Annotated in this window: 24 protein-coding genes; 17 read left to right on the top strand and 7 right to left on the bottom strand. The window is 71.7% G+C overall.

Annotated elements, in window-relative coordinates:
* The first annotated feature begins 467 nt into the window (after positions 1–467).
* Positions 468–1,637, top strand: a complete 1,170-nt coding sequence (gene endA, locus SD626R_RS16200; RefSeq protein WP_092567338.1) for a tRNA-intron lyase — start codon at positions 468–470, stop codon at positions 1,635–1,637.
* Between the two features lie 80 nt (positions 1,638–1,717).
* Positions 1,718–2,320 carry an LURP-one-related family protein gene (locus tag SD626R_RS16195; protein ID WP_092567337.1) on the top strand — a complete coding sequence of 201 codons (603 nt, stop codon included), beginning with the start codon at positions 1,718–1,720 and terminating at the stop codon, positions 2,318–2,320.
* A gap of 48 nt (positions 2,321–2,368) precedes the next feature.
* Here SD626R_RS16195 and serS read toward each other — a convergent pair whose 3' ends face one another.
* Both serS and SD626R_RS16185 read right to left on the bottom strand, forming a co-directional pair.
* Entirely contained in the window at positions 2,369–3,739 is a 1,371-nt protein-coding gene (gene serS, locus SD626R_RS16190) for a serine--tRNA ligase (RefSeq protein WP_092567336.1), read from the bottom strand.
* Positions 3,740–3,832: 93 nt separating this feature from the next.
* The gene (locus SD626R_RS16185) at positions 3,833–4,072 is read right to left on the bottom strand and encodes a DUF6199 family natural product biosynthesis protein (RefSeq protein WP_092567335.1); all 240 of its coding nucleotides are present in this window, start codon (positions 4,070–4,072) and stop codon (positions 3,833–3,835) included.
* Positions 4,073–4,199: 127 nt separating this feature from the next.
* Here SD626R_RS16185 and SD626R_RS16180 point away from each other — a divergent pair, with 127 nt between their 5' ends.
* The 5 genes from SD626R_RS16180 (at position 4,200) to yciH (ending at position 10,803) form a co-directional block, all read left to right on the top strand.
* Positions 4,200–5,585 carry a dihydroorotase gene (locus SD626R_RS16180; RefSeq protein WP_092567334.1) on the top strand — a complete coding sequence of 462 codons (1,386 nt, stop codon included), beginning with the start codon at positions 4,200–4,202 and terminating at the stop codon, positions 5,583–5,585.
* A 305-nt stretch (positions 5,586–5,890) separates the two neighbouring features.
* Positions 5,891–6,880: an AAA family ATPase gene (locus SD626R_RS16175; protein WP_092567333.1), complete on the top strand. Its 990-nt coding sequence runs from the start codon at positions 5,891–5,893 to the stop codon at positions 6,878–6,880.
* Between the two features lie 6 nt (positions 6,881–6,886).
* Complete coding sequence (locus SD626R_RS16170) at positions 6,887–8,128, top strand: DUF58 domain-containing protein (RefSeq protein ID WP_241996686.1); 1,242 nt, start codon at positions 6,887–6,889, stop codon at positions 8,126–8,128.
* Positions 8,125–10,362 carry a transglutaminase TgpA family protein gene (locus SD626R_RS16165; protein ID WP_092567332.1) on the top strand — a complete coding sequence of 746 codons (2,238 nt, stop codon included), beginning with the start codon at positions 8,125–8,127 and terminating at the stop codon, positions 10,360–10,362. Before SD626R_RS16170 ends, SD626R_RS16165 begins: the two co-directional genes overlap by 4 nt.
* Positions 10,363–10,509: 147 nt before the next feature.
* Positions 10,510–10,803: a stress response translation initiation inhibitor YciH gene (gene yciH / locus SD626R_RS16160; RefSeq protein ID WP_004046732.1), complete on the top strand. Its 294-nt coding sequence runs from the start codon at positions 10,510–10,512 to the stop codon at positions 10,801–10,803.
* A 110-nt stretch (positions 10,804–10,913) separates the two neighbouring features.
* Here the strand turns inward: yciH and SD626R_RS16155 are convergent, their stop codons facing one another.
* Entirely contained in the window at positions 10,914–11,747 is an 834-nt protein-coding gene (locus SD626R_RS16155) for a geranylgeranylglycerol-phosphate geranylgeranyltransferase (RefSeq protein WP_092567331.1), read from the bottom strand.
* Positions 11,748–11,924: 177 nt separating this feature from the next.
* Between SD626R_RS16155 and SD626R_RS16150 the strand changes: the two genes are divergently transcribed.
* Positions 11,925–12,971, top strand: coding sequence for a cell division protein FtsA (locus SD626R_RS16150; protein ID WP_092567330.1), 1,047 nt, complete (start codon positions 11,925–11,927; stop codon positions 12,969–12,971).
* 114 nt (positions 12,972–13,085) lie between these two features.
* Positions 13,086–13,697, top strand: a complete 612-nt coding sequence (locus SD626R_RS16145) for a helix-turn-helix domain-containing protein (RefSeq protein WP_092567329.1) — start codon at positions 13,086–13,088, stop codon at positions 13,695–13,697.
* Between the two features lie 6 nt (positions 13,698–13,703).
* Here the strand turns inward: SD626R_RS16145 and SD626R_RS16140 are convergent, their stop codons facing one another.
* Both SD626R_RS16140 and SD626R_RS16135 read right to left on the bottom strand, forming a co-directional pair.
* A complete protein-coding gene (locus tag SD626R_RS16140) occupies positions 13,704–14,927 on the bottom strand; it encodes a TIGR04347 family pseudo-SAM/SPASM protein (protein ID WP_092567328.1) in 1,224 nt (407 codons plus the stop codon).
* Positions 14,924–15,355: an Htur_1727 family rSAM-partnered candidate RiPP gene (locus SD626R_RS16135; protein ID WP_092567327.1), complete on the bottom strand. Its 432-nt coding sequence runs from the start codon at positions 15,353–15,355 to the stop codon at positions 14,924–14,926. Before SD626R_RS16135 ends, SD626R_RS16140 begins: the two co-directional genes overlap by 4 nt.
* Positions 15,356–15,636: 281 nt before the next feature.
* Here SD626R_RS16135 and SD626R_RS16130 point away from each other — a divergent pair, with 281 nt between their 5' ends.
* From SD626R_RS16130 to SD626R_RS16105, 6 genes are all read left to right on the top strand, one after another.
* Complete coding sequence (locus SD626R_RS16130; RefSeq protein WP_092567326.1) at positions 15,637–16,392, top strand: helix-turn-helix domain-containing protein; 756 nt, start codon at positions 15,637–15,639, stop codon at positions 16,390–16,392.
* A 75-nt stretch (positions 16,393–16,467) separates the two neighbouring features.
* The gene (locus SD626R_RS16125; RefSeq protein ID WP_092567325.1) at positions 16,468–18,930 is read left to right on the top strand and encodes a heavy metal translocating P-type ATPase; all 2,463 of its coding nucleotides are present in this window, start codon (positions 16,468–16,470) and stop codon (positions 18,928–18,930) included.
* 185 nt (positions 18,931–19,115) lie between these two features.
* Entirely contained in the window at positions 19,116–19,304 is a 189-nt protein-coding gene (locus tag SD626R_RS16120) for a hypothetical protein (RefSeq protein ID WP_092567324.1), read from the top strand.
* A gap of 135 nt (positions 19,305–19,439) precedes the next feature.
* Positions 19,440–20,054: a molybdopterin-dependent oxidoreductase gene (locus tag SD626R_RS16115; RefSeq protein ID WP_241996685.1), complete on the top strand. Its 615-nt coding sequence runs from the start codon at positions 19,440–19,442 to the stop codon at positions 20,052–20,054.
* A gap of 98 nt (positions 20,055–20,152) precedes the next feature.
* Positions 20,153–20,404, top strand: coding sequence for a hypothetical protein (locus SD626R_RS16110; protein ID WP_092567323.1), 252 nt, complete (start codon positions 20,153–20,155; stop codon positions 20,402–20,404).
* On the top strand, positions 20,401–20,871 hold the full coding sequence (locus SD626R_RS16105) for a PIN domain-containing protein (protein ID WP_092567322.1): 471 nt from the start codon (positions 20,401–20,403) through the stop codon (positions 20,869–20,871). The genes SD626R_RS16110 and SD626R_RS16105 overlap by 4 nt, the downstream gene beginning before the upstream one ends.
* A 141-nt stretch (positions 20,872–21,012) precedes the next feature.
* Here SD626R_RS16105 and SD626R_RS17410 read toward each other — a convergent pair whose 3' ends face one another.
* Together SD626R_RS17410 and SD626R_RS16095 are read right to left on the bottom strand one after the other, a co-directional pair.
* A complete protein-coding gene (locus SD626R_RS17410) occupies positions 21,013–21,144 on the bottom strand; it encodes a DUF1328 domain-containing protein (RefSeq protein WP_092567321.1) in 132 nt (43 codons plus the stop codon).
* 419 nt (positions 21,145–21,563) lie between these two features.
* On the bottom strand, positions 21,564–23,762 hold the full coding sequence (locus SD626R_RS16095; protein WP_241996684.1) for a hypothetical protein: 2,199 nt from the start codon (positions 23,760–23,762) through the stop codon (positions 21,564–21,566).
* A gap of 135 nt (positions 23,763–23,897) precedes the next feature.
* Between SD626R_RS16095 and SD626R_RS16090 the strand changes: the two genes are divergently transcribed.
* A complete protein-coding gene (locus tag SD626R_RS16090) occupies positions 23,898–24,203 on the top strand; it encodes a putative quinol monooxygenase (protein ID WP_092567320.1) in 306 nt (101 codons plus the stop codon).
* 237 nt (positions 24,204–24,440) lie between these two features.
* Positions 24,441–26,099 carry a gamma-glutamyltransferase gene (gene ggt, locus SD626R_RS16085; RefSeq protein ID WP_092567319.1) on the top strand — a complete coding sequence of 553 codons (1,659 nt, stop codon included), beginning with the start codon at positions 24,441–24,443 and terminating at the stop codon, positions 26,097–26,099.

Below are 26,099 nucleotides of genomic sequence, written 5' to 3'. Positions count from 1 at the left end.
CCCTCGTGCGAGGGAGTCGCTGGCGCCGTCGGCGCCAGCGACGAGGCTGGGGAGGTGTGAGGCGCGGTGCTGTGCGGTGGGTGGGGACTCAAAGGGGCAGTCGGGAGGACGGCGCAGGCGACGTAAGCACCGCAGGGAGCGAACGAAGTGAGCGACTGAGGAGCGCAGCGAGCGTGCGCCGTCCTCCCGACTGGGGCTTTAGAGGTGTTCGCCGCCGTTCCGGAGTTACCAGAGAATAACAGAGCGGCTGGGGCTTTGGAGGTTCACGCTAACGATCCGTCAGCATCCGTAAATAAGTGAGCGGTTGGGATTCTGAAGGGATTCGTCGCAGCGTCGTCGATCGTTTATAAATATTCGACGGTAACGTCCGGATTCAGTTATAAAATATCTCCGTCCCGACCAGAGGCTCCGTAATCGCTCGAGTACCGACCGCAACCCCCTTCCCTCGCCCGGGCCCGCCTTCGGGTATGCAACCGACAGGGCACCTGCGCGGCGACGCGGTCCGCGTCGCCGGCGACGCCCGCCAGCGCTTCCACGACTCCCGGGGTTACGGCCGCCCGCTCGGCGGGAACGAGATCGCGCTCTCGCGCGTCGAGGCGGCCCATCTCCTCTTCCGCGGCGACCTCTCGGGGGTCGCGCTCGACGGGGACGAGGAGGTCGGCTTCGAGCGCTTCTTCGTCGAGAGCGCGGCCGCGGCCGACCGGTTCGCGGTGCGCTACCTCGTCTACGCCGACCTCCGCGACCGCGGCTTCTACCTCTCGCCCGCCCGCGAGCCGTGGCCCGGCGGAGAGGCCGGCGTCGCCGACGCGGTCGACTTCGTCGCCTACGAGCGCGGCTCGACGCCCGACACGGGCGAGGTGAAGTACCCGGTGCAGGTCGTCGGGGAACGCGAGTCGCTGCCCGCGGCCGGGCTCGCCGGGCGCACCCTCGCCGTCGTCGACGAGGAGTCCGACATCACCTACTTCTCGGCGACCGAGGGTCGGATCGCGGGCGCGACCGAGTACGAGCCCCCGGAGCGCCTCGACGGCGTCCTCCTCGCCGACCGCGTCGTCGTCTGGGACGCCCCCGAACCCCTCTACGAGCGGGGCTTCTACGGCCAGCCGCTCACCAGGCGCGCGGCCGCCGTCGAGGGCGCGCTCCAGCTCTCCCTCGTCGAGGCCGCGTCGCTCGCGGCCGACGGCGTCCTGTCGTTGTCCGCGTCGGTGGGGGCGGCGGACGGCGTGGACGGCGCGGCCCCCGCACAGCCGGACGGCCCCGCCGCCGCGGTCGTCGCCCGCGGCCGCGACGTGGAGGGCGAGCGGTTCGACCGCCGGCTCGCGGTGTACCGACGCCTCCGCGCGGCCGACGCGGTCCCGAAGACCGGCTTCAAGTTCGGCGCCGACTTCCGGACGTACCTCGACGTGGAGACGGTCGAGGACCTGCCGCACTCCGAGCACCTCGTGCGCGTCGTCGACGCCGACCACCGGTTCTCTCCCCGCGAGCTCTCGCTCGACGTGCGGCTCGCGGGCGGCGTCCGCAAGGAGATGGTGTTCGCGCTGACGGCGGTGGACGGTGGCGAAGGCGACGGGACCCCCGCCGACGACACGGTCCGCGACGCCGACGTGGAGTGGCTCTCGGTCGGGCGACTGACGCCCTGACGGGCGCCGGCGGGAACACCCGACGTCGCCCCGGCGAGACGAGCGGAACCGTTTTCCGACGCCTGATTCTCTTGCCGGCCATGAGCGAGCACTCCGTGTTCCCCTCCGACTCGGACGCCTACGACATCTCCACGGTCGACCTCAGCGACGACCGGTACGAGGTCCAGCAGTCGCTGGTGAGGAACAAGTACGCCGTCAGCGACAGCGCCGGCGACGTCGTCCTCCGCGGGAAACAGAAGCTGTTCAAGCTGAAAGAGGAGTTCCCCTTCGTCACCGGCGACGACGAGGACGCGTTCTCGGTGAAGGCGGGGAAGGTCCTCGACATCGCCGGCAACTACGCCATCGTTGACGCGGGCACCGGCGAGGAAGTGGTCGTCTTGGACGAGGACTACTCCCTGTTCGTCGAGAACTGGACGATCCGCGACCCCGGTTCGGGAGAAGCGTTAGCGACGATCAAGTCGAAGAACAAGCTGCTGTCGGGGCTCCGCCACCTCGTCTCGGTCGCGAACCTGATCCCGAACAAGTACGAGATATTCGACGCCGACGGCGGTCACGTCGGCGACATCGAGGGGCAGTTCTCGATGCGGGACGCCTACACGGTCACCATCGACGACGCGAGCGACGTGCCGAAAGAGGCCGTGATCGCCGCCGCGTGCATCCTCGACGCCCTCGAAAACAAGTAGCGGCGGTCGCGGCGCGGCCGCTTCCCGCTCGCGGAGTCGCCTGTTCGCCTACTCCCCGCCGAGCTTCGACTCGCCGACCGGATCGTGGCCCTCGATGACCTCCGTACCTCCCATGTACGGACGCAGCGCCTCGGGGACGGTGACGGTGCCGTCGTCGTTCTGGTAGTATTCCAAGATCGCGACGACGATCCGTGGGACCGCGAGCCCCGAACCGTTCAGGGTGTGGAGGTACTCCGCGGACTCGTGGTGCTCCTCGCGGTACCGAATGCCGGCGCGACGCGCCTGGAAGTCCTCGAAGTTCGAGACGGAGGAGACCTCCAGCCAGCGGCCGCCCTCCTCGGGGCCCTCGTCCATGTCGTCGCCGGGCGCCCACACCTCCACGTCGTACTTCTTCGCCTGCGTGAACCCGAGATCGCCGGTGCACATCTCCAGGATGCGATAGGGGAGTTCGAGGCGGCGGAGCACCTCTTCGGCCTCGTCGACGAGCCCCTCGAAGCGCTCGTCGCTCGCCTCGGGCCGGACGAAGTTCACCATCTCCACCTTGTTGAACTGGTGGACGCGGACGATGCCGCGCGTCTCGGTGCCGTGTTCGCCCGCCTCCTGCCGGAAGTTCGGCGTGTACGCCTGGTACTTCAGCGGGAGGTCCTCGCCGAGCAGGATCTCGTCGCGGTGGAGGTTCGTCACGGGCACCTCCGCGGTCGGGAGCAGCCAGAGGTCGTCGTCGTCGTACGCGTCCTCGTTCGACCCCTCGACGCGGTAGGCGTCCTCGGTGAACTTCGGGAGCTGGCCGGTGCCGCGCATCGACGCGGAGTTGACCGGGATCGGCGGGAACACGTCCGTGTACCCCTGCTCGCGGTGCACGTCGAGCATGAACTGGATCAGCGCGTGCTCCAGCCGGGCGCCGTCGCCCTTGGCGACGTAGAAGCCGCCGCCCGCGACCTTCGCGCCGCGCTCGAAGTCGAGGATCTCCAGCTCCTCGCCGAGGTCGTAGTGCGGCTCCACGTCGTCCGGGAGCTCGCGGAGGTCGTCGAACCCCTCGCGCCGCCGTTCGACGTTCTCCGACTCGTCGGCGCCGACCGGGACCGACTCCTGCGGGATCTGGGGGAGTTCCAGCAGCGACTCTTCGAGTTCGGTCTCCAGCTCGTCGGCGCGCTCCTCGATCGCTTGGAGCTCGGCCTTGAGCTCCTGTGACCGCTCGATAGCTTCCTGCGCCGCCTCCTCCTCGCCCGCCTGCTTCAGTTCGCCGATCTTCGAGGAGACCTCGTTACGCTCGTGTCGGAGGTCGTCGCCCCGCTGTTTCAGCTCCCGCCACTCCTCGTCGATGTCGAGTATCCGATCGAGGTCCACGTCGACGCCCTTGTTGTCGAGCGCCTCGCGGACGACCTCGGGGTTCTCCCGGACGAACTGTCGAGACAGCATTTAATAGGGATTCCGCGGGGCGACTCAAAACCGTATCGGAGCGTCGGCATCGGTTGGCACGGTGGCGCTCGGTGAAACGCGGCGCGCCTCGCGTCAGGGGATGAACGCGAAGTTCGCGACCACCATGAGCAAGGCGAGCGCGGCGACGACGACGCCCATCGCGCGCATCGCGAGGATCCGCGTGTCGCTCGGTTCGATCCGCTGCGTCGATCCGTCGGGCGAGCGCGTCTGCCACGCGGTCAGCTTTCGCGGGAACGCCGCCATCGCCAGCGCGCCGGCGGCGACGAGGAGGGGGACGGCGACGAAGAACAGCCGGAAGGGTGCGGGGAGCATGCGTGGCGAAGTGCCCGCGCGAGCCAACAAAGCGTTACGGAATCGCCGCGACCGCGGGGGCGTCGGCGACGCCGGCGGGTCACGCGGATCACCACGGTTTAAATAGCGCGCCGCGAGCGGATGTGGCATGCTCATCACGGGCGCGGAGCTCGCCGACGGGCGGGTCCGCGACGTTCGGATCCGAGACGGAACCATCGACGCGGTCGAGCCGGCGAACGCCGGGATCGACCCGGACGCCGGCGAGCGCGTCGTCGACGCCCGCGGGCGACACCTCCTGCCGGGCGCCGTCGACGTCCACGTCCACTTCCGGGAGCCGGGGGGGAGCCACAAGGAGACCTGGGCCTCCGGCTCGCGGAGCGCGGCCGCCGGCGGCGTGACGACCGTCGTCGACCAGCCGAACACCTCGCCGCCGACCGTCGACGGCGACGCCTACGACGAGAAGGCCGCGCTCGCCGCCGACTCGCTCGTCGACTACGGGATCAACGGCGGGGTCACCGCCCACTGGGACCCCGAGGGCCTGTTCGAGCGCCCCCTGTTCGCGCTCGGCGAGGTGTTCCTCGCGGACTCGACCGGCGACATGGGGATCGCCGTCGACCTGTTCGAGGACGCGATCGCCGAGGCCGCCGCCCGCGACGTCCCGGTCACGGTCCACGCCGAGGACGAGACGCTGTTCGACGAGGGCGCGCTCGACGGGGACCTCGGCGGGGTCGGCACCGCCGCGAACGCCAACGCGTGGTCCGCATACCGCACCGCCGAGGCGGAGGTCACCGCGATCGAGCGCGCGCTCGACGCCGCCGCCGAGAGCGACGCGCAGGTACACATCGCCCACACGTCGACGCCCGAGGGGATCGACGCCGTGCGCGAGGCCCGTGAGGCCCGCGAGTCTGCGACGGACGCCGACGGGAGCGAGGCCGAGTCGAGGGGCGTCGTCCACCCCACTTGCGAGGTCACGCCGCACCACCTGTTCCTCTCGCGCGAGAACGCCGGGCGGCTCGGCACCTTCGGCCGGATGAACCCGCCGCTCCGCTCCGAGGATCGGCGGACCGGGGTGTTCGAGCGCCTCCGCGACGGCGACGTCGACGTCGTCGCCACCGACCACGCGCCCCACACCGTCGCCGAAAAGCGGCGGGGGCTCGCCGACGCGCCGAGCGGCGTCCCCGGGGTGGAGACGCTGTACCCGCTCCTCCTGGAGTCGGTGCGGAAGGGAGAGCTGAGCCTGGAGCGCGTCCGCGACGTGGTCGCCGCCAACCCCGCGTCGATCTTCGGGGTCGGGGCGAAGGGGCGCGTCGCCGAGGGCGCCGACGCCGACCTCGTCCTCGTCGACCTGACGAACCCCCGCGAGATCGAGGCGGGCGCGCTGCACGGCGCCTGCGGCTGGACGCCCTTCGAGGGGTTACAGGGCGTCTTCCCGGAGCTGACGCTCGTCCGCGGCGCGGTCGTCTACGAGCGCGACCCCGTCACGGGCGCCGAGTCGTTCGGCGAGCCGGTCGGTCGGAACGTCCGGGAGCCGTAGGCCGAGCGCGCGCACCCGGCGTCCGGCGGTTCGGGATTCGGTGCGCGGGGGAATCCGGCGGCCCCCGCTCGCGGGCCGGATCGGCCGTGTACGGACCGCACCGCTCGGCGGAACGCATATGCCGCTGCTATCCTAAGCGGTTTCGTATCAATGATCGTGGGTCTCCGTATCACGGGGGAGAGTGACGGGGCGGGCGCACCGAGAGAGCGAACCGCGCGACGGGAACGGGTCGCGGGAACGGGTCGATCCGCGCGGCCGAGTCGGACCGCGGGGAGCGACCGGACCGACGGGCGACGGGCTCCGACATGACGGACGCCGCGGAGACCGGGCCGGGCGGGGTCGACGCCGGCGGAACGGGAGAGACCGAGCGCTCCCCGCTGGCGCCCGACGAGGTCGCCGCGCTCGCGGAGCGCGTCGTCGACAACGTCGAGGAGGTGATCGTCGGGAAGCGGACGGCGGTCGAGCACGTCCTGATCGCGGTCCTCGCCCGCGGACACCTCCTCGTGGAGGACGTGCCGGGCGTCGGGAAGACGACGCTCGCGAAGTCGGTGTCGCGCTCGATCGGCGGCTCGTTCAAGCGCGTCCAGTTCACGCCCGACCTCCTCCCCGCCGACGTCACCGGCGTCAACGTCTTCAACCAGCGCACGGACGAGTTCGAGTTCCAGCCGGGGCCGGTGTTCGCCAACGTCGTCCTCGGCGACGAGATCAACCGGGCCCCGCCGAAGACGCAGTCGGCCCTGCTGGAGGCGATGGAGGAGGGGCAGGTGACGACCGACGGGGAGACCCGCTCGCTCCCGGACCCCTTCTGCGTGATCGCCACCCAGAACGACGTCGAGCCCGGCCAGACGTACGACCTCCCGGTCGCGGAGATCGACCGGTTCACGAAGAAGATCCGGCTCGGCTACCCGAGCACCGACGAGGAGGCCGAGATCATCGGGCGCATGGCCGGCGACCACCCCGTCGACGCCGTCGAGCCGGTCGCGTCGATCGAGGAGGTCCGGCGCGCCCGGGCGACGGTCGCCGGCGTCGACGCGACCGAGGCGGTCCGGGAGTACGTCGCGCGGCTGGCGGCGTACACGCGCCGGAACGCCCGGCTCGGCGTCAGCCCGCGGGGGAGCCTCGCGCTGCTCCGGACCGCGCAGGCGCGGGCCGCGCTCGACGGTCGCGGGTACGTGATCCCCGACGACGTCCAGGCCGAGGCGCCGACCGTGTTCGCGCACCGCGTCCGCGCCGACTCCGGGACCGACGGGGCGACGGTGGTCGAGGACGCCTTGGACCGGACGAGCGTGGAGTGATCGCCCGTGTCGTCACCGATCCTCACCCGACGCGGTCGCGTCGTCCTCGCGGTCTGCGTCGGCGGCGTCGCCATGGCGTTCGCGGCCGGCGGGCGGTCGCTGGAGGCGGTCGTCCTGCCGAGCGCCGTCGCGCTCGCGGCCGGGTACGTCCAGCTCGCCCGGATCGACGAGCCGACCGTGGAGCGGACCCTCCCGCCCGAGGGGTTCGTCGGCGAGGGCGGCGAGGTCCGCCTCGCGTTCGAGGGCCCCGGCCCGGGCGGGCTGTCGCCGACGTACGTCGCCGACGTCGACGACGCGCTCGACGACGGACTGGAGGGACCGGCGGGGCCGGTTCGGACCTCCGTCGGCGACGCGCCGGCGACGTACCGCGTCGGCTACCTGCGCCGGGGCGAGCGACGCTTCGGGCCCGTCACGGTGACGGCGAGCGACGTCTTCGGGCTCTTCGAGCGGGAGGCGGTCGTCGAGGCGTTCGACGAGACCCTCGCCTACCCGGCGTGCCGCGAGGTCCCGGCGCGGCTCCGCCGGTCGCTGTACGCCGACGACGCCGTGGGCGCGAGCCGGCGGCGCGAGGAGTTCGACCGGCTCCGGGAGTACGCGCGCGGGGACCCCCTCCGCGACGTCCACTGGGCGGCGACCGCGAAGCACGACGAGCTCGTGGTGAAGGCGTTCGCCGCGCAGACGGAGCGCGGTCGCGTGACGATCGCGGGCGAGACCGCGGACGGTCGGGAGGACGCACCGGGCCGTAACGGCGCAGGGGACCGGGCGACCGCCGTCAGGCGAGAGGGTGCGACGGATCGGGACCCCGCCGACGCCCTCGCGGGCGCGGCCGCCAGCCTCGCGCTCGCGCTGCTGGACGACGGCGTGCCGGTCGACCTGACGCTCCCCGGGGGCGAGGTCTCGGCCGATCCGGGCGCCCGCGGGCGTCGAGCCGTCCTCGAACTGGCCGCGCGGACCGGTCCCGGAACGGTCGGCGTTGAGGAGGCCGACGCCCGCGTGGTCGCCGACGAGCGCGGCGCGCGGTACCGCGTCGGCGACCGGACGCTCGCGTTCGACGAGGTGGCCGGAGCGCCCGTCCGCGCGGCGGTCGGCGGCGGCCCGGGCGGCGGCGAAGTCGGGGACGCCGGGGGGACGGCGACCGAAACCGATCCGCCGGACGGGGTCGGAGACGAGACGGCCGCCCGCGGTGGAGTCGCGTCCGCGACCGGAGGCGAGGCGGCCGGCCGACGAGACGAGGTGATCGGCGGATGAGGCGGCCGCGGATCGGGGACCTGGCCCGGCGGCTGCGGTCGGCGGTCGACCCGCCGGCGCTCGGCGTCGCGGTCGTCACGGCGGCGTACCTCTCGGTGTTCCTCTCCGCGACCGACGTCGTCGGGGGGACGGGACGGACCGCGGTCGCCGTCGCGGTCGCCGGCGGCGCCGGGCTCGCCCTCGCGCGGTACGTCGGCGAGCGGACGGCGGTCCGGCTGACCGCGGGCCTGTTCGCCGCGACGCTGGCGGGGTACTACTTCGCGATCCCCGCGAGCCGGCGGGCGGTGTTCTCGCCCGAGAACGTCGCGCTCGACGTGGTGTCGCTGCTGACCGGGCTCTCGATCCTCCGGCTCGCGCTCGCGGACCTGTGGGTGCTCGCGGTCGCGCCCGTGCCGACGTTCCTCGTCGGCTACCTCGTCGGCCGCGGGCGACAGATGGGCGCCGCGGGGGTCGCGGGCGGCACGCTCGGATTCCTCGTGCTCACGGGCGACGCGGGCGGGACGGCAACGCTCGCCGGCGTGGTCGGGGTCGCGCTCACCGCCGGGCTCTCGACGCTGTCGATGCCGGGCGGGATCCGGGACCACGGCGACACGCTCGCGGCCGTGTTGGCGGCGATGGTGCTCGTGAGCGCGACGCTCAGCCTCCTCCCGGCCGGCGCGGCCCAACCGTGGGCGCTCGACCGCGGGACCCCGACGCTGGAGTCGTCGATCGAGGCGGACGACGAGGTGGAGATCGTCGGCCCGACGCGGCTCTCGCCCGAGGTCAGGTACACGATCGAGAGCCCGGTCGCGGCGAACTGGCACGCCGGCAGCTACGACACCTACACCGGCGACGGCTGGGTGAGATCCGGCGAGCAGTCCCCCCTGGAGGAACCCCTCGACGGCCCGCCGGGCGACGCGACGCGCGCGAACGTCACGATCACCGCCGAGGGGGAGTCGGCGTCGCTGCCGGCGCCGTGGAAGGTCGTCGACGTCCGGGGCCCCGCGGCACAGACCGCGCGGGTGGACGAGCACGGGACGCTCCGGCTCGCAGAGCCGCTGGGGGCGGGCGAGACGGTCACGGTCGAGAGCCGGGTGCTCGACGCCGACCCCGACGCGCTCCGGAACGCCGGGACCGACTACGACCCCGCGATCGAGGACCGGTACACGCAGCTCCCCGCGAGCACGCCGGACCGGGTCGGCGAGCGCACCGAGGAGATCCTCGCGGCGGCTGACGCGGAGAACCCGTACGATCAGGCCGTAGCGATCGAGCGGTACCTGCGCGAGGAGTACGAGTACTCGCTCACCGTCCGGAAGCCCGACGGCGACGTGGCCGACGCGTTCCTCTTCGAGATGGACGCCGGCTACTGCGTCTACTTCGCGACGACGATGACCGCGATGCTGCGCTCGCAGGGGGTCCCGGCGCAGTTCGTCACCGGCTACTCGGAGGGCGAGCGGATCGGCGGGGACCGGTACGTCGTCCGCGGCCAGGACGCCCACGCGTGGGTGAAGGCGTACTTCCCGGGCCACGGGTGGGTGACGTTCGACCCGACCCCCGCCGCCGAGCGCGGCGAGGTCCGGAGGGCGCGCCTCACCGACGCGCGCTCCGCGGGCGAGCCGGGAGTGGACGTCCCGGCCTCGGAGCCCGAGGTGACGGCGCCGTCGATCGTCCCCGATCCGGGGGCGTCCCCGGCCGCGACCGGCGCGGCGAACGGGAGCGACGCGACGGGGACGGACGCCGACGCCGCGACCGACAACGCCACCACCGGCGCGGACGCCGCCGACCGGCGGGGGACCGGGCTCACCCGCGGCGCGGTCTCCGACGAGCCGCGGCCGGGGGAGGACGACTCCCCGCTCCCGTCGGGAGAGACCGTCGCGTACTGGCTGTTCGCGGCCGTGATCGGCGTCACGGGCGCCCGGCGCTTCGGCGTCGACGAGCGGGCGGCGCGGGCCGCCCGGCTCCGGCTCCCGTGGGGCGGCGCCGACCCGACCACCGACGCGAAGCGGGCGTTCGCGGACCTGGAGTACCTGCTCGCCCGTCGGTACCGGGAACGGCGCGCGGGGGAGACCCCGCGGGCCTACCTCGACGCCCTCCGCCGCCGCGGACTCGACGAGCGGGCGCTCGCGGTCGGGGAGACGTACGAGCGGGCGGCGTACGCCGGGACGGTGACGCGCGCCGAGGCCGACGAGGCGCGCCGGACGGTCCGACAGCTCGCGCTGGAGGCGACGCCGGTCGTCGGGCGGCTGTTCGACTGACCCGCTCGCGCCGTCTTTCTGGCCCGGCGTCGGCGTTGGCTCGCCCGGCCCGTTCCCGTCGCTCGCCCGTCTGAGCCGGCGGCGAACGCGCGCCGCGGTCGCACTCCCGACACTATTTAATACGGTCACCATGTACGTCCGACCGTAATGTCGGAAGTCTGCTCGACGTGCGGACTGCCCCAGGAACTCTGCGTCTGCGAGGACGTCGCGAAAGAGTCCCAGCAGATCAGCATCCGCATCGACGAGCGCAGGTACGGAAAGGAGGTAACGGTCATCGAAGGATTCGACCCGAAAGACGTCGACATGAGCTCCCTCTCGTCGGACCTCAAGTCGAAGTTCGCCTGCGGTGGCACCGTCGAGGACGGCGCCATCGAGCTGCAGGGGAACCACTCGGGCCGCGTGGAGGACTTCCTCCGCGACAAGGGCTTCAACGTCGCGTGACCGTCACCTGACCGTCCGGCGTCGAGCGATCCGCGAATTCGGTTTTTACCAAGCCGCTCGGTGAGCGCCCGCTCCGCGGGCAGCGACGCGGTTCCGGCCTTCTACACGTCTCAGACGAGCAGCGCCGCCCGGCCGACGACGAACGCGGCCGCCGCGAGGAAGGTGCCGTACTTGAACCGGCGCTGCGCAGTCGCCGGGTCGCCGAACCCCTCGTAGCAGGCGTACAGCATCACCGCGTCGGCGACGGCGACGAGGAGGAGGTAGGCGCCGCCGAAGATACCGGCGAAGTACGGGACCGGGCTGGCCGCGACGGCGACGAGGAGGGCGGCGGCGCCGACCCACAGCGCGCGCTCCTCGCCGACCGCGATGGGGAGCGTGCGGAGTCCCTCCTCGCGGTCGCCGGCGACGTCCTCGACGTCCTTGATCACCTCGCGGGTGAACGTCGAGAGCCCGGCCAAGAGCGCGAGGACGACGACCGCCTCTGGGGCGCCGACCGCGGCCCCGCCGAACAGGAACGTCGAGCCGACCAGGTAGGAGACGAGCGCGTTGCCGAGCCCCGGCGTCCCCTTGAACACCGTCGTGTAGGTGACGAGCGCGACGAGGTTGACGCCGGCGATGGCGACCGCGAGCGGCGGCAGGAGGGCCGCGAACGCGACGGCGACGAGGAACCAGGCGGCGGCGACGGCGAGCGCGCCGCGCGGCGAGACGGCGCCGCGCGGGATCGGGCGGTCGGGGCGGTTGACGGCGTCGATCTCGCGGTCGAAGTAGTCGTTGATCGCGTTGCCGGCGGCGACCGCGAACGCCGTGACAAGCGCGGCGACCGCCGCGGGGACGGTGGCGCCCCCGACGCCGGCGACGAACGCGCCCGTCCCCGTGAGGACCGCGGCGGCGACGCAGTTCGCCGGCCGCGCCAGCTCCGCGACCCCGCGCGCTGTGTCGTGCACGTCGTCTCCCCACCGGGGCGCGGCACATAAACGACCCGGGATTCGGAGGCGGTGACCGCGACGATCGAAGGCCGAAGCAGACTCGGGTCAACGCGGGGAGCCCTCATCCCGCCCGCGATTCTCTCGGCACGGAATCGGCCACGAACGTTTATGACGTGTGCAACGAAACGGACGCGTATGGCCAAGGGCCTTGACGTCGGCACGATGAACATCCTCTCCGGACGACAGGAAGGCGCGGAGACGGTGTTCGTACAGCAGCGCAACTCGTTCGTCGAGATCGAGTACAGCGACATGGCCGAGCAGATGCTCTCCCGCAGCGACGTCCTCCACATCCGCAAGGACGACAAGGTGTACGTCGTCGGCGACGACGCCTTGAACTTCGCGAACATCTTCAACAAGGAGACGCGACGCCCGATGCAGCACGGGATCCTCTCCAGCGACGAGGCGTCCGCGATCCCGATGATCAAGCTCATCACCGAGCAGGTGGTCGGCGAGCCCTCGAAGCCGAACGAGCGGCTGTTCTACTCCAGCCCGGCCGACCCGATCGACTCCGGGCTGACGACGCTGTACCACGAGAAGACGCTCGAATCGATGCTCGGCGACATGGGGTACGACCCCGAACCGATCAACGAGGGGATGGCCGTCATCTACTCCGAGCTCGCGGACAACAACTTCACCGGGCTCGGCATCAGCTTCGGCGCGGGGATGACGAACGTCTGTCTCGCCTACTACGCGGTGCCGGTGATGAAGTTCTCCATCGCCCGCGGGGGCGACTGGATCGACGAGCAGACCTCGCAGGCGACCGGGACCCCCGTCGACAAGGTGACGAGCATCAAGGAGGACGACTTCGAGCTCGACTTCCGCACCGACGTGGGCGGCGTCGAGGGCGCGCTCGCAATCTACTACGAGAACCTGCTCGACTACGTCATCGAGAACATCAGCCGCGAGGTCGACGAGGAGGACGTCGAGGAGGGGCTCGACGTCCCCGTCGTCGTCACCGGCGGCACCTCCAGCCCGAACGGGTTCGAGGACCTGTTCGCGGACCACCTGGAGGACGCGAACATCCCGTTCTCGATCAGCGGCGTGCACTCGGCCGACGAGCCGATGTACAGCGTCGCCAGCGGCGCGCTGGTCGCGGCCCGCTCGGAGGAGGGCGAAGACGACTCCGGCGGGGCCGCCGAGGAGCCCGCCGCCGAAGAGGCCGCGCCCGAGTCCGAGGACTGAGCTCGCGTCCCGGCTCAGAGCGGTCCCGGTTCCTCGGCCCCGCCGCCAGACCCCGATTTTTCGATCCGTGAGGACGCGCCGAACGCCTAAAGCCGATGCTCGCCGATCGGACGTATGGTCGAAGCCGCCGGCGACGACGGCGAACGACAGCTCCGCGTCGACCTCGAAGTCGACCCGGCCGACGAGTGGGACTGCCCGATCGTCTCGCAGGCGGAGAGCGCGGCCGACGTCACCGTCAACGCGGTCGGCGACGAGTGCACCGTGGAGGTCCGCCCCGAGGGCGCGGAGGGGATCCGCCGCGACCGCGGCGAGGTCACGGACGACTGCCTCTGTCGCGTCTTCCAGGAGTTCGGATACGTCCCGCACGTGCGACGGGTCGACGAAGGGACGGTGCTCGTCACGTCGTACGTCGACGACCGCGACGCCGTCCGCGAGGTCGTCGCGGCACTTAGGGAGGCGCTCGACCGCGTGCGGCTGGTCCGGCTCGCCGTGGTCTCGGGGCCCGAGTCGACCGAGCAGGCGACCGTGAACCTCTCGGCGCTCACCCCGAAACAGCGGGAGGGGATGGAGCTCGCGGTGGTCCGGGGCTACTTCGACGACGGCGCCGACGTCTCGCTCGGCGACCTCGCCGCCGAGCTGTCGATCAGCAAGTCGGCGCTCTCACAGCGGCTCCGGGGCGCGCAGGCGAAGCTCGTGACGGACGTGTTCGAAGGCGTCGACGAGTAAGTCGGCTCAGTCCGCCGCGGACCCGCCGTCGATCCGGCGCAGCGCCTCCGCGCCGTCGCGTTCCGCCTCCGTGAGGTAGCACTTCGGGTCGGGCGCGAACGGGTCACCGTGCGCCGAGAGAGCGCGGAGCCGCGAGCCGCCCCGGCAGATCGACTTGTACGCGCAGTCGGCGCACCGCCCGGTGAGCCGGTCCTCGCGGTCCCGGAGTCCGGCGAGGAGCGGGTTCGACTCGTCCGACCAGATCGCGCCGAACGAGCGGTCGCGGACGTTGCCGAGCGAGTACCCCTGCCAGAACTGCGTGAGGTGGACGTTGCCGACGGGGTCGACGTCGGCGACGCGCTCGCCGGTCGGGTCGCCGCCGTTGCGTTCGAGGTAGCGGTAGATGAGGCGAGCGCGGTCGGTCCCCATCTCGCGGTCCGCGTACTCGACGAGGTGGCCGGCGTCGGCGTAGTTGCCGACGAGCAGCGTCTCGATCTCCTCGCCGCGCTCGTGGTACTCGCGGGTGAGGTCACAGAGGTCCGTGACCGCCTTCCGGGTCGCCTCGGGGCTCAGGTCCACGTCGGCGATCTCGGCGCCGCGCCCGCCGTAGTCGAGGTGGTAGAAGCAGAAGCGGTCGACGCCGACGTCGACGAGGAGGTCGACGACGCCAGCCAGGTCGCCGACGTTGTGCTCGGTGATCGTGTAGCGGAGCCCGGTCTTGAGCCCGACGTCGAGACACGCCTCGATCCCTCGGACCGCGGCGCCGAAGGCGCCCTCCTCCCCGCGGATCCGATCGTTGCGGTCGGGGAGCCCGTCCACCGAGACGCCGGCGTACTTGAGCCCGGCCGACTTCAGTTCTCGGGCGCGCTCGCGGGTGAGGAGCGTCCCGTTCGTCGAGAGCACCGGCCGGATCCCGGCGTCGTCGGCGTAGGCGACGAGCTCCGCGAGGTCCTCGCGGACAAGCGGCTCCCCGCCGGAGAAGAGCAGCACCGGGACGCCGAACTCGGCGAGATCGTCGATGAGCGCCTTCCCCTCCGCGGTCGACAGCTCGTTCGGCGCGCCCTCCTCGTCGGCCGCGGCGTAGCAGTGCTCGCAGTAGAGATTACACCGCTTCGTCGCGTTCCAGACGACGACCGGACGCCGCTGTTTGTCCTCCGTGATCTGCGGCTTCTTCGAGTCTTCGGCGGCGTCGTACCGGAGCCCGTCGCTCTCGGCGTCGAGCCCGCAGAGGAGCTTGCTGACGGAGATCATCGGTCGTCCTCCGGAGCGGGAGCGTCGTCGCGATCGGTCGACTCCGGCTCCCCGTCCTCGACCGGCGCGCCGCCGCAGGCGACGGTCGGGGTGCCCTCCGTCTCCTCGTACACGCGCGGCTCGGCGTCGCCGCCCGGGGACGCGTCGCCGCCCGCGGCGGCCGAGTCGCCGGACTCGCGGTCGTCGCCCGCCAGCGACTCGGCGGAGTAGCGGTGCGTCTCCTCGGCGGGACAGACCCACACGTCTCGGGCGTACCGGGCGAAGAGCTCGCTCGCCTCCTCGTGTGCCGCGTCGGGCGTCGGCGCCGCGACGGTACCCACGTGGCGGAGCGGGTCGGCCTCCGCCTCCCTGACGAACACCTCGAAGCGTCGCCCGTCCGCCGACCGCGGGCCGCCCGGTCCGGCGGTTCGGTCCGTCTTCTCGACCATACGACGCGTAGGACCGACCCACCGAACCCGGTTTCGCGCGTTCTCACGGGGGCGAAATCCGACCGAACACGTTCGGAGCCCCGACAGGTAAATCGCATTTCGGTATAACAAATCCGTGTTCGGAGCAGATGTCGCGAGCACGGTGCCCACAGATCCGACCGCGACGAGGCGGGTCGCCCGTAACGGGCTCGAAACCTCGAAACCGGCTCGGACGGCGTCGACGGCGCGGTCGCGACGCGCCGAGGCCACCGGTTATGTCGGTCCGTCGCCTAGCGGCCCCCATGCGCGAACTCGTCTTCGCCCTGGAGTACGAGCCGGGGCGCAATCGGGTGGCCGACGCGCTCGCGAGCCACCCGGGGACGCGGGTGCGGTCGCTGTCGCTCCACGCCACCGACGACCACCTCTGGCGCGTCGACCACGCGACCGGGACCTCGGAAGCGCTCGCGGCCGTCGAGGCCGCGTTCACCGACGGCGACTACTACGCCGACTGCCTCGCGACCGAGGACTGCGGCGCGACGCAGACCACCCGCGTCCTCGACCGCGACGGCGACACCCTCGTGCTGTACACCGACTGGGAGCCGACCCCCGTCTGCGCGTCCGTCCCGCACATCGCCCGCGACCACCTCGGCGACGGCGTGCTGTTCGAGACCCGCCACGAGGGGCGCCACTACACCTGGCGGCTCATCCACTCCGGGGAGGGCGACGTGGGCGCCTTCTTCGACGCCCTCCGGGACGCCGTCGGCGACGCCGCCCGCACGGAGCTGCTCAGGACCGCGAACGCCGCCGCGGGCGACGAGAGGCGGGCCGACGCGGACGGCGTCGGACTCTCCCCCGAACAGGAGGCCGCGCTCCGGGCCGCGGTCGAACACGGCTACTACGAGTCTCCGCGGGCGGTCGACGCCGGCGAGCTCGCCGACCACCTCGACGTGCCGCGGTCGACGCTCACCTACCGCCTCCGCCGGGCCGAGGAGCGGCTGGCGAAGTCGCACGTCGGCCGATCGGTCGCTGGCGACCCCGCGCCGGCGTCGTTCGAGTAGCCGGACCGAGGCGTCTCGCGAGAGTTGGATATTTCCAACCAAGGCTTATCGACGTGAGGCCCCTCGTTCGAGGTAATGAGCGACGAGTCGGACGGACGTGGCGGGCCCGACGGCGGCGGGGCCGGAAGCGACGCGGGCGAGACCGCCGGCGGCGAACGCGACGCCGACGGAGCGGACGGCGGACGCGAGCTGACGGCCGGCCTCGCGGTCCCCGAGATGGACTGCCCCTCCTGTGCCGGGAAAGTCGAGAGCGCGCTCGGGCGCGTCGACGGCGTGACCGAGATCGCACTCAGTCCGACGGCCGGGACGGCGACGGTCACGTACGACCCGGACCGCGCGGCCGAGAGCGACGTGGTCGCCGCGATCGAGGGCGCCGGCTACGAGGTCACGGGCGGGCGGTCGGCGGGCGAGGGACCGGCGGGCGGCACCGGCGGCGAGGGCGGCGGGACCGCGGAGGGAGGGGCCGGCGGCGTCGCCGTCGCGCCCCCCGCCGAGGTCTGGACGACGCCGCGCGCGAGGAAGACGTGGCTGGGCGCGATTCTCGTGGTCGCCGGGCTCCTGTTCGAGTTCGCGCTGACCGGGAGCAATCCCGTCGTCGCGAGCGTGCTGAGCGTCCCGCTCACGCTCGCGGACGCGCTGTTCGTCGGCGCCGTCGCGGCCAGCGGAATCCCCGTCATCCGCGGGGGGTACTACTCGGCGCGCAACCGGAGCCTCGACATCGACCTGCTGATGGGGACGGCGATCGTCGCGGCGACGGGGATCGGCTACTTCGTCGAGGCAGCCACGCTCGCGGTCCTCTTCAGCGTCGCCGAGCTGTTGGAGGACTACGCGATGGACCGCGCCCGCGACTCGCTGCGCGAGCTGATGGAGCTGTCGCCGGACGAGGCGACGGTCAAGCGGGAGGGAGGCGAGGCGACCGTCCCGACCGACGACGTCGCCGTCGGCGAGACCGTGGTCGTCCGGCCGGGCGAGAAGGTGCCGCTCGACGGGACCGTCGTCGAGGGCGAGAGCGCGGTCGACGAGTCCCCGATCACCGGCGAGAGCGTCCCGGTCGACAAGGCGATCGGCGACGAGGCGTTCGCCGGGTCGATCAACGAGGAGGGCTACCTCGAGATCGAGGTGACCTCGACCGCGGGCGACTCCACCCTCTCGCGGATCATCGAGCTGGTGCAGGGCGCACAGGCCGAGAAGACCGAGACGGAGCGGTTCGTCGACCGCTTCGCGGGGTACTACACGCCGGTCGTGGTCGCCCTCGCGATCCTGACGGCCGTGCTGCCGCCGCTTCTCATCGCGGAGCCGATCGCGGTCGAGATGGCCGGATACCCGTTCGTCTTCGCCGCGGACTGGGGCACGTGGTTCGTCCGCGGGCTCACGCTGCTGGTGATCGCGTGCCCCTGCGCGTTCGTCATCTCGACGCCCGTCTCGGTCGTCTCGGGGATCACCAGCGCGGCCAAGAACGGCGTGCTGATCAAGGGCGGCAACCACCTGGAGGCGATGGGCGACGTCGACGCCGTCGCGCTCGACAAGACCGGGACGCTCACGAGGGGCGAACTCGCCGTCACCGATCTGATCCCGCTGGGCGACGCCGACGAGGCGACGCTGCTGCGGCGCGCCGCGGCGCTGGAGCGGCGGAGCGAACACCCCATCGCCGCCGCTATCCTCGACCGCGCCGAGGCGGCGGGAGCGGAGGACCTCGCGGAACCGACGGGATTCGAGAGCCTGACCGGGAGGGGAATCCGCGCCGAGATCGACGGCGAAACGTACTACGCCGGGAAGCCCGCGCTGTTCGAGGAGCTCGGCTTCGACCTGTCGCGGGCCCGCGCCGAGACCGACGGCGGGGTCGTCGCCGGAGAGGATCCGGAGCCTACCGACGCCGCCTCCGGCGAACTCCCGGAGGGAGCCCTCGCCGCGCTGGAGCGCGAGGGGAAGACCGTCGTGCTCATCGGGACGGCCACGGGGTTGATCGGAGCGATCGCCGTCGCCGACGAGGTGCGGCCCGACTCGAAGCGAGCGGTGGAGCGCCTGCGCGAGCTCGGCGTGGCGCGCGTCGTGATGCTGACGGGCGACAACGAGGGGACGGCGCGGGCGATCGCCGAGCAGGTCGGGGTCGACGACTACCGCGCCGACCTCCTCCCCGAGGAGAAGGTGGAGGCGATCGAGTCGCTGCAGGCGGGGTACGGCGAGGTGGCGATGGTCGGCGACGGGATCAACGACGCCCCCGCGCTGGCGACGGCCGACGTCGGCGTCGCGATGGGCGCCGCGGGGACGGACACGGCCTTAGAGACCGCCGACATCGCGCTGATGGGCGACGACGTGGCGAAGCTCCCGTACCTCTACGCGCTCTCGCACACGGCCAACGGCGTCATCCGCCAGAACGTCTGGGCGAGCCTCGGCGTGAAGGCCCTCCTGGCGCTCGGCGTGCCGCTGGGGCTGGTGAGCGTCGCCGTCGCGGTCGTCGTCGGCGACATGGGAATGAGCCTCGGCGTCACCGGCAACGCGATGCGGCTCTCCGGGATCGAGCCCGAGTCGTACGAGTGACCGGCGGGGGCGACGCCCTCGTTCCCGACGCCCGAAACGAACATGAACTATTATTAAGGACCGGCGTCTCGAGTGAGACGTGCCACCCGTAGTACACGACTGACGCAGGCTCGGAATCGGCGGCGGCGACCCGTCCCGAGGGTCCGAGTGCGCGCGAGGCGAGTATCGAAGCAGAGACGGCAGCGTTGACGAGAGCGATCCGGTCGGCGGCGGACGAGGAGACCGACGACGAGGGGGACGGTGACGGCCTCCCGACCGCGGCCGAGGCGGTCGCGCGGTGCGCGGGGACGTTCGACCCGACGGACACGGGGCGGATCCCGAACGGGACCGGTCGGTGGAACGCGTACGCGGGGTCGTGTCACGGCGGCGAGTGACCGGCCGCGTCGCGATTTTCCGAACCGACGAGCGGGGCGCTCGGAGCTGCGCCGCTCCTCAGGGAATCGCCCCGGATGCCCGGTTCCCGAAAACGGTGCGGCCGATTCGTAAGTGGGGACCGCCTACGGTCGGTCATGAGCCGACACGAGCGCGGCGGCGATCCGGAGGCCGCGGCGCGGACCGCGGTGCGCCTGTGCGGGCTCGCGGACGGGACGGTGGTCTGTGGCGCGGTCGACGACGGAGCCCTCGAGCGCGTCGAGGAGGAGTTCCTGTGCGCCAGCGGCGAGCGCTGGGGCGGCGTCTGGCGCGGGGTCCCCGTGGCGGCGCTGCTCGATCGGTCGGACGTCGACGTCGACCCGGAGGCGACCCACGTGCGCGTCGCGGCCGACGGGTACACCGTCTGCGTGCCGGTCCCGACCGCACTCGACGCCGTGCTGGCGGTCGAACGCGCGGGAGAGCCCCTGCCGCCGGGGCGCCGTCCGCGGTTCGTCGCCCCGGTCGACGCCGGACGGACCGTTCGGGGGTTCGCGAGCTCGAGTTCCTGCGTCTCGGACCCGACCAAGACCCGCAGGAGTACGAGGAGCTCGGGTACTGACGGCGGGCGTTTCGACCCGTTTCATTTTAGACGACGAGCCGACTACGGACCACCGGCCGATGACGACGCACCGCTCCGAGCTGCCTCGGCACCAGCGATGACGAGCCCTATGAGTGCAGAGGCCGCCATTTTTGATGGTAAAAGATGGCTCTAAGGGTATCTGGTTGTGGCCACAGTTGACATAGGCCCCGGTCAGATTCTCATCGGATGGGCAGACACGGATTTATGAACGTTGCCGAACAATCACACGGTATGGCCGCCGAAATTTCCGACCGGGTTCGAGAAATCGCCGAAGCCCGCGGCCTTCCAGAGTCCGAGGTGTTCGAACGGGCACTTGAACGCGGTCTCGAAGACCTGTGGGAGGACCTCGTGCTCGCCCAGTACCTCGACGACGAACTCGACCGCGTGGAAGCCATCGAGGGCGTCGGTCGGACGAAAGTCGAGCGAGCGGAGCGAGAGCGCGACCTCGTGGAAGAAGATGTCGACTGGGGCCTGAACGCGTGACGATCGCAGCTGTCTCGGACGCGGGACCGCTCATTCACCTCGCCGAAATCGGTTCGCTCGAACTGCTCTCGGCGTTTGATACGCTACTCGTGCCGGAGACGGTTTATAAGGAAGTCGAGGCCGGTGGCGTTCCGGACGAGTTTGTCGACCTCTCGTACGAACTCGTCGAAGCCAATGGGGGCCAAGTCGGAACTGACGAGCTGGACGCCGGCGAACGCGCGGCGATTGCGGTCGCCGAAGATCGAGGCAGCGTTCTCTTGACCGACGACCTCGCCGCCCGAGAGGCAGCATCTGACGCAGATATCGAGGTACGTGGTTCCATCGGCGTCATCGCGCTCGGGTACGGCCGCGGACTGCTCGACAGAGACGAGGCAGCAATGCGTATGAGAGCACTCCAGCGTGCGACGAGTCTCTTCGTGACCGAAGCAGTCGTGGAGCGCGGCATCCGGATATTGGACGAGCAGTAGCGTGGCGAACGGACGCTATAGCCGCGCTAAACACATTCACTATGGATAGATTGCGAGTCGTGAGTGCCGAGGCCCCGGGAACGGGACGACCGCGGGTTCCCGGTCCCGCCACGTGCGGTCGAGTCGGGCCGCTCAAAATCCTCAGAGCAACACCGAGATGACCGCCAGCACGAGGAACACGATGACCAGCCACTTCGCGACCGTCACCGAGAGGCCGGCGACCCCGCGGGCGCCGAGGACCGCCGCCACGATCGCGATGACGAAGAACAACACCCCGGTTCGAGGAAGTCGCCCGAGAACTGAAGCGGCGCGATGCCGTCTACGGAATGCAACTGGTTGCTGACGGCGCGGAGTGACATGCTGATATCCATACGTGGGATGTCCGCCCTGCCCGATTAGCTATGCGGCAACATCTCGGATATGCCGACGTTACTCAGGGCGTGCGACGGTCGAGACCGAAAACCAGGGTCGGACAGCGAGATCGGTCGTCGGAAGCGGCGTCTCGTCGAGACCCCGGCCGGTTGCAGTCGCTCTCGTTTCCCCGGGAACCCGGAGCTCAGCGCGACAGCCGCCGACACGGCGGGGTTTCGGACACCGCGCGCCGAACTCAATTCGATATAGCGAATAGCCGTATACGACGGGAGATCCGCACCGCTGAGAGAGCGGGATCGGCCTCGCTCCGAGCGCGCTCCTCAGAGGTCCGCGTCGATCGCTTCGTTGGCGCGATCGATCCCTGCGAGCGCCTTCGGGTCGATCGCGGCGATCGCCGCGTCGTCGTATCCGCCTCGATCCTCGCCGGCGAGGATCTCCCGGACCTCCGAGAGCGCGGAGATGGCGTCGAAGAGCCGCTCGTCCGTCAGCCCCTCCTCTCCGTTCTCCGCGGCCGCGACCGCGCCGTCGGCCGCGCGGCGGGCACGCCTGAGCCGGTCGAGGACAGGGTTGCGCTCGCCGTCCGCGTCGCGATCGGACGTCGACACCGACTCCGCGAGCGCGGACAGTTCGGCGACCTCGTCGCGCAGGGTCCGTGCAAGCGCGAGTTTCCCGGTTCTGACGGCGTCCCGAACCGCCTCCCCGTCCGCGTCGAACGAGTTCGGCGTCACCCGGTACGCCCCGCGGCGACCGTCGCGGTCGACGATCTCGACCGTGTACCGACCCTCGCGGTGAACCGCGACCGAGAACCGGTCCGTCTCGACCGGCGCGCCCTCGTGGACGACGCCCGCGTAGTCCTCGACGACGCGGACGCGCTCGATCCCGTCCGTCTCCCGGGCGTCGCCGCGGATCCATCCGGCGTCCTCGGCCGCGACCGCGGCGAGCTCGCCGTCGCCGCCGGCGCGGACGAGGCCGCCCTCGTGGACGAACCGCTCGGCGATCGGGGCGAATCCCGGCCCGTTGACCGCGAGAAGGTGCGGGCCGGGTTCGACGTGCAGGAGGCCGAACGTCCCGTCGCGAGTCACCGTCGCCGCGGGGTGCTCGCTCGCCAGTCGGACGGCGAGCTCGGTCGGCGGCGCGTAAAGCGAGACGCCGGCGACGTCTGCGACCGCGTCGCGCGCCGCGTCCGGGACGCCGTCGAGAGCCCCGTCGGCGCCCGCGCGGAGCTGTCGCACCCGACCGACGACGCGGTTCACGAGCCCGGCCGGTTCGGCGCCGTCGATCCGACGGCGGTGCGCCGGATCGGTGACGTTCGAGAGCGGGTCCGTGAATCGGTCCTGCTCCCACGGGATCCCGACCGAGGTGATGTGACTCGCGATGGCGTCCTCGACGAACCCGGGGATCGCGAACTCGAAGCTCAGCTGGGGGCCGACGAAGTCGTCGATCGCCTCGCGGAGCGGTGCGATCGGTTCGAGCGCGTAGGTGGCGTCGGCCCCATCGTCGTCGGTCGCGAGCCGGCTCTCCGGGTGTGAGAGCACGAGTCCGGGCTCGCGGAGCGGGAGGTCGGTCGGAGGCGTCGGAAGCCCTCGCCACGAGCCCACGGTCGCCCGCTCGTCGACGAGGTCCGTCCGGTCGATCGAGAGCGACGAGTGTTCGTGCAGCGGGACGCCGTCGAGTTCCGGAAGCACGAACGGGAGCCGCGCCCCCTCGTCGCGGGGGAGCCCGTACGCGAAGGGCGCGCGGACCGCCGCCGAGACGTCGATCGCGTCGTTGGTCACGTCGGAGAGCAGCTCGGGAGTCGGAAGCCGTTCGAAGCTGGGCACGAGGCCGTTCACCTCGCTCGCGCTCGAATGCGAGCCGACCTCCGAGAGGATCCCGGGACGGGTCCCCTCCGGTATCGCCGGATCGAGGTACTCGTTGTTGGGGCTGGCGCGGGAGTGAGCGCTCGCCGAGAGCAGCAGCGGCTCGCCGGTGTCGCGGTGGACGAACACCTGCAACAGCTCCCAGTCGTGCCAGTGGAAGTTGACCGTGAACTGGTCGAACGCCGAGTAGAGCCAGTACTGCAGGGCGTCGACCCCTTCGGCGGCCTCGACGACGTTGTAGAAGACGGTCGGTGCGGGCGGCGTCCCCGTCTCGCGGAACGTCGCCGAGTAGCCGTCGAGCGCGGCGAATCCGTCCGCGACCGACCCCTCGTCGGTCTCGATGACGTAGGGGCGCGGATCCGTGGGGTACCACTTCTCGAGCGCGCCGAAGTAGAGGTCCGGGGCGTACCGACGGACGATCGCCGGGACCGCCTCGGTCTCGTCGCTCTCGACCGCGTCCGGTTCCGGCTCCGTCGCCTCATCGGGTCCCTCGTCGTCGGGTCCCTCCGACGGTTCCGGCTCCGGTCGGGAGACGTACCACGCCCCGGCGACTCCCGTGCCGGCGAGCGCCGCGAGCCCGCCGTACGCGAGCGCGCGGCGTCGACCCCCGTCGACCGACCGATCATCGCCGTCCGTCCTCCCCTCGTCGTCGCCTGTCATTCGATCTACCGAGCGGAGGCCGCCAGGGGCGTTAAGCGTTCCCACGCTCGGAGCAGTTGCCGGGAGGCCGGAACCGACGTCCGGATTGCTCCCGTAGCCGGACTTATTCGGCTCGCGACCCTCGATTCGAACGGAATGACAGACTCCGAATACGCGCTGCAGGCCCGTCTCGAAGCGAAGCCGGAGAAGGCCGAGGAGGTCGCCGAGTTCCTCGAATCCGCGCTTCCGGCCGCGGAGGCCGAGGAGAAGACGACGACGTGGTTCGCGCTCCGGCTCGACGAGACCACGTTCGGCATCTTCGATACGTTCCCCGACGAGGAGGGGCGACAGGCCCACCTCGACGGGGAGATCGCCGCCGAACTGATGGACCGCGCCGACGAGCTGTTCGCGTCGGACCCCCAGATCGACGAGATCGACGTGCTGGCCGCCAAGCACTCGTAGACGGTCGAGCGCCGTTTTCCTCTCGACGATCCGTCAGTCCCGAAGCCGTCACGCCGCTCGCCGGGAACGGCGGGTGCGGACGAACGGTCCGATCGGCGGACACGCGCGGCTCGCGGAAGGCACGGGCCCGCGCCCCCGTTCGCGAACCGAGTTCGGGGACGGAACGTCGCGGCCGGTCGGGGCGCGACCGGATAGATCCGGACCGGTATTTATACTCCGGGCAGTCGGATCAGGGATATGGAGCCAGACCTGGATCGGTTCGCTTCTCGGCGGTCGACGGTGTACGGGCAGCGCGGCGTCGTCGCCACCAGCCAGCCTCTCGCCAGTCAGGCGGGGATCGAGACGCTGCGCGAGGGCGGGAACGCGTTCGACGCGGCCGTGGCGACCGCGGCCGCCCTCAACGTCGTCGAGCCCACGTCGACGGGGCTCGGGGGGGACGTGTTCGCGCTGTACCGCACGGCCGACGGCGACGTCGGGGCCATGCGCGCCTGCGGGGGCGCGCCCGCCGGCGCGACGATCGAGAACGTGCGGGAGGCGTTGGAAGCGAACGACGACGCCTCGGCGTACTACCCGGACGACGGGGGGTACGCGGTCGACGACACCGACGAGGCCGGGATGCCCTTCTACGGGCCCCACGCGGTCACGGTCCCGGGCACGGCCCGCGGCTGGGAGGCGACGATCGAGGAGCTCGGCCGGCTCACGCTCGCCGACGCCCTCGCGCCCGCGATCCGGTACGCCAGCGAGGGGTACCCCGTCTCGGAGGTGATCGCCTCCCACTGGGCCGGCGCCGAGGAGCTGTTCACCGACGGCCACGCCCGGGAGGCGTTCCTGTTCGGCGGGGACGCCCCGTCGGTCGGCGAGACGGTCACGCTCCCGCGGCTCGGCGAGTCGATGGAGACGGTCGCGGAACGCGGCGCAGACGCGGTGTACGAGGGGGAGATCGCCGAGGCGATCGCCGAGGAGGTCCAGTCGCAGGGCGGGTTCATGACCGTCGACGACCTCGCCGACTTCGAGGTCGAGTGGCCGGATCCCGTCTCGACGACGTACAACGGCGCCGAGGTGTACGAGCTCCCGCCGAACAACCAGGGGCTCATCGCGCTGGAGGCGCTCAACGTCGCGAGCGAGCTCGGCGCGGGCGAGCACGGCTACGACACCGCCGAGCGCGTCCACTACTTCGCGGAGGCTTTGAAGTTGGCCTTCCACGACGGCCACCGCTACATCACCGACCCCGACTACGAGGAGGTTCCGCCGCTCGAATCGACCGACTGGGCGGCGGAGCGCGCGGCCGGCGTCGGGCCGACCGCCGACGGCGACGTCTCCTTCGGCGTACCGAACGCGAACGCCGAGGACGCCGACACCGTCCTCCTCACCGTCGCCGACGACGAGGGCAACGTCGTCTCCTACATCAACTCGCGGTTCGCCGGCTTCGGCTCCGGACTCGTCGCGGGCGAGACGGGGATCGCCCTCCAGAACCGGGGGGCGTCCTTCTCGCTCGACCCCGAGCACCCGAACAGCCTCGAACCGGGCAAGCGCCCGTTCCACACGCTGATCCCGGCCGTCGTCCGACTCGACGAGGACGACTGGGCCGCCTTCGGCGTGATGGGCGGATTCATGCAGCCGCAGGGACACGTGCAGGTGATCTCGAACGTCGTCGACTACGACATGCCCCTCCAGCGCGCGCTCGACGAGCCGCGGTGGCGGTACCGCGAGAGCGGCGAGCTCGGCGTCGAACCGCACTTCGACGACGACGTCGTCGCGAAGCTCGTCCGGAAGGAGCACGACGTCAGGACGCTCTCGCCGGTCCAGTTCGGCGGCGCGCAGATCGTCCGCAACGACGGCGGCGTCCTCTCGGCCGCCACCGAGCCGCGGAAGGACGGCAACGCACAGGGGTACTGA

This window comes from Halorubrum sp. SD626R, assembly GCF_001261915.1.
GTDB lineage: Archaea > Halobacteriota > Halobacteria > Halobacteriales > Haloferacaceae > Halorubrum.
Note: the sequence above shows the minus strand (reverse complement) of the source record. Positions and strands in the feature narration are given on the sequence as shown.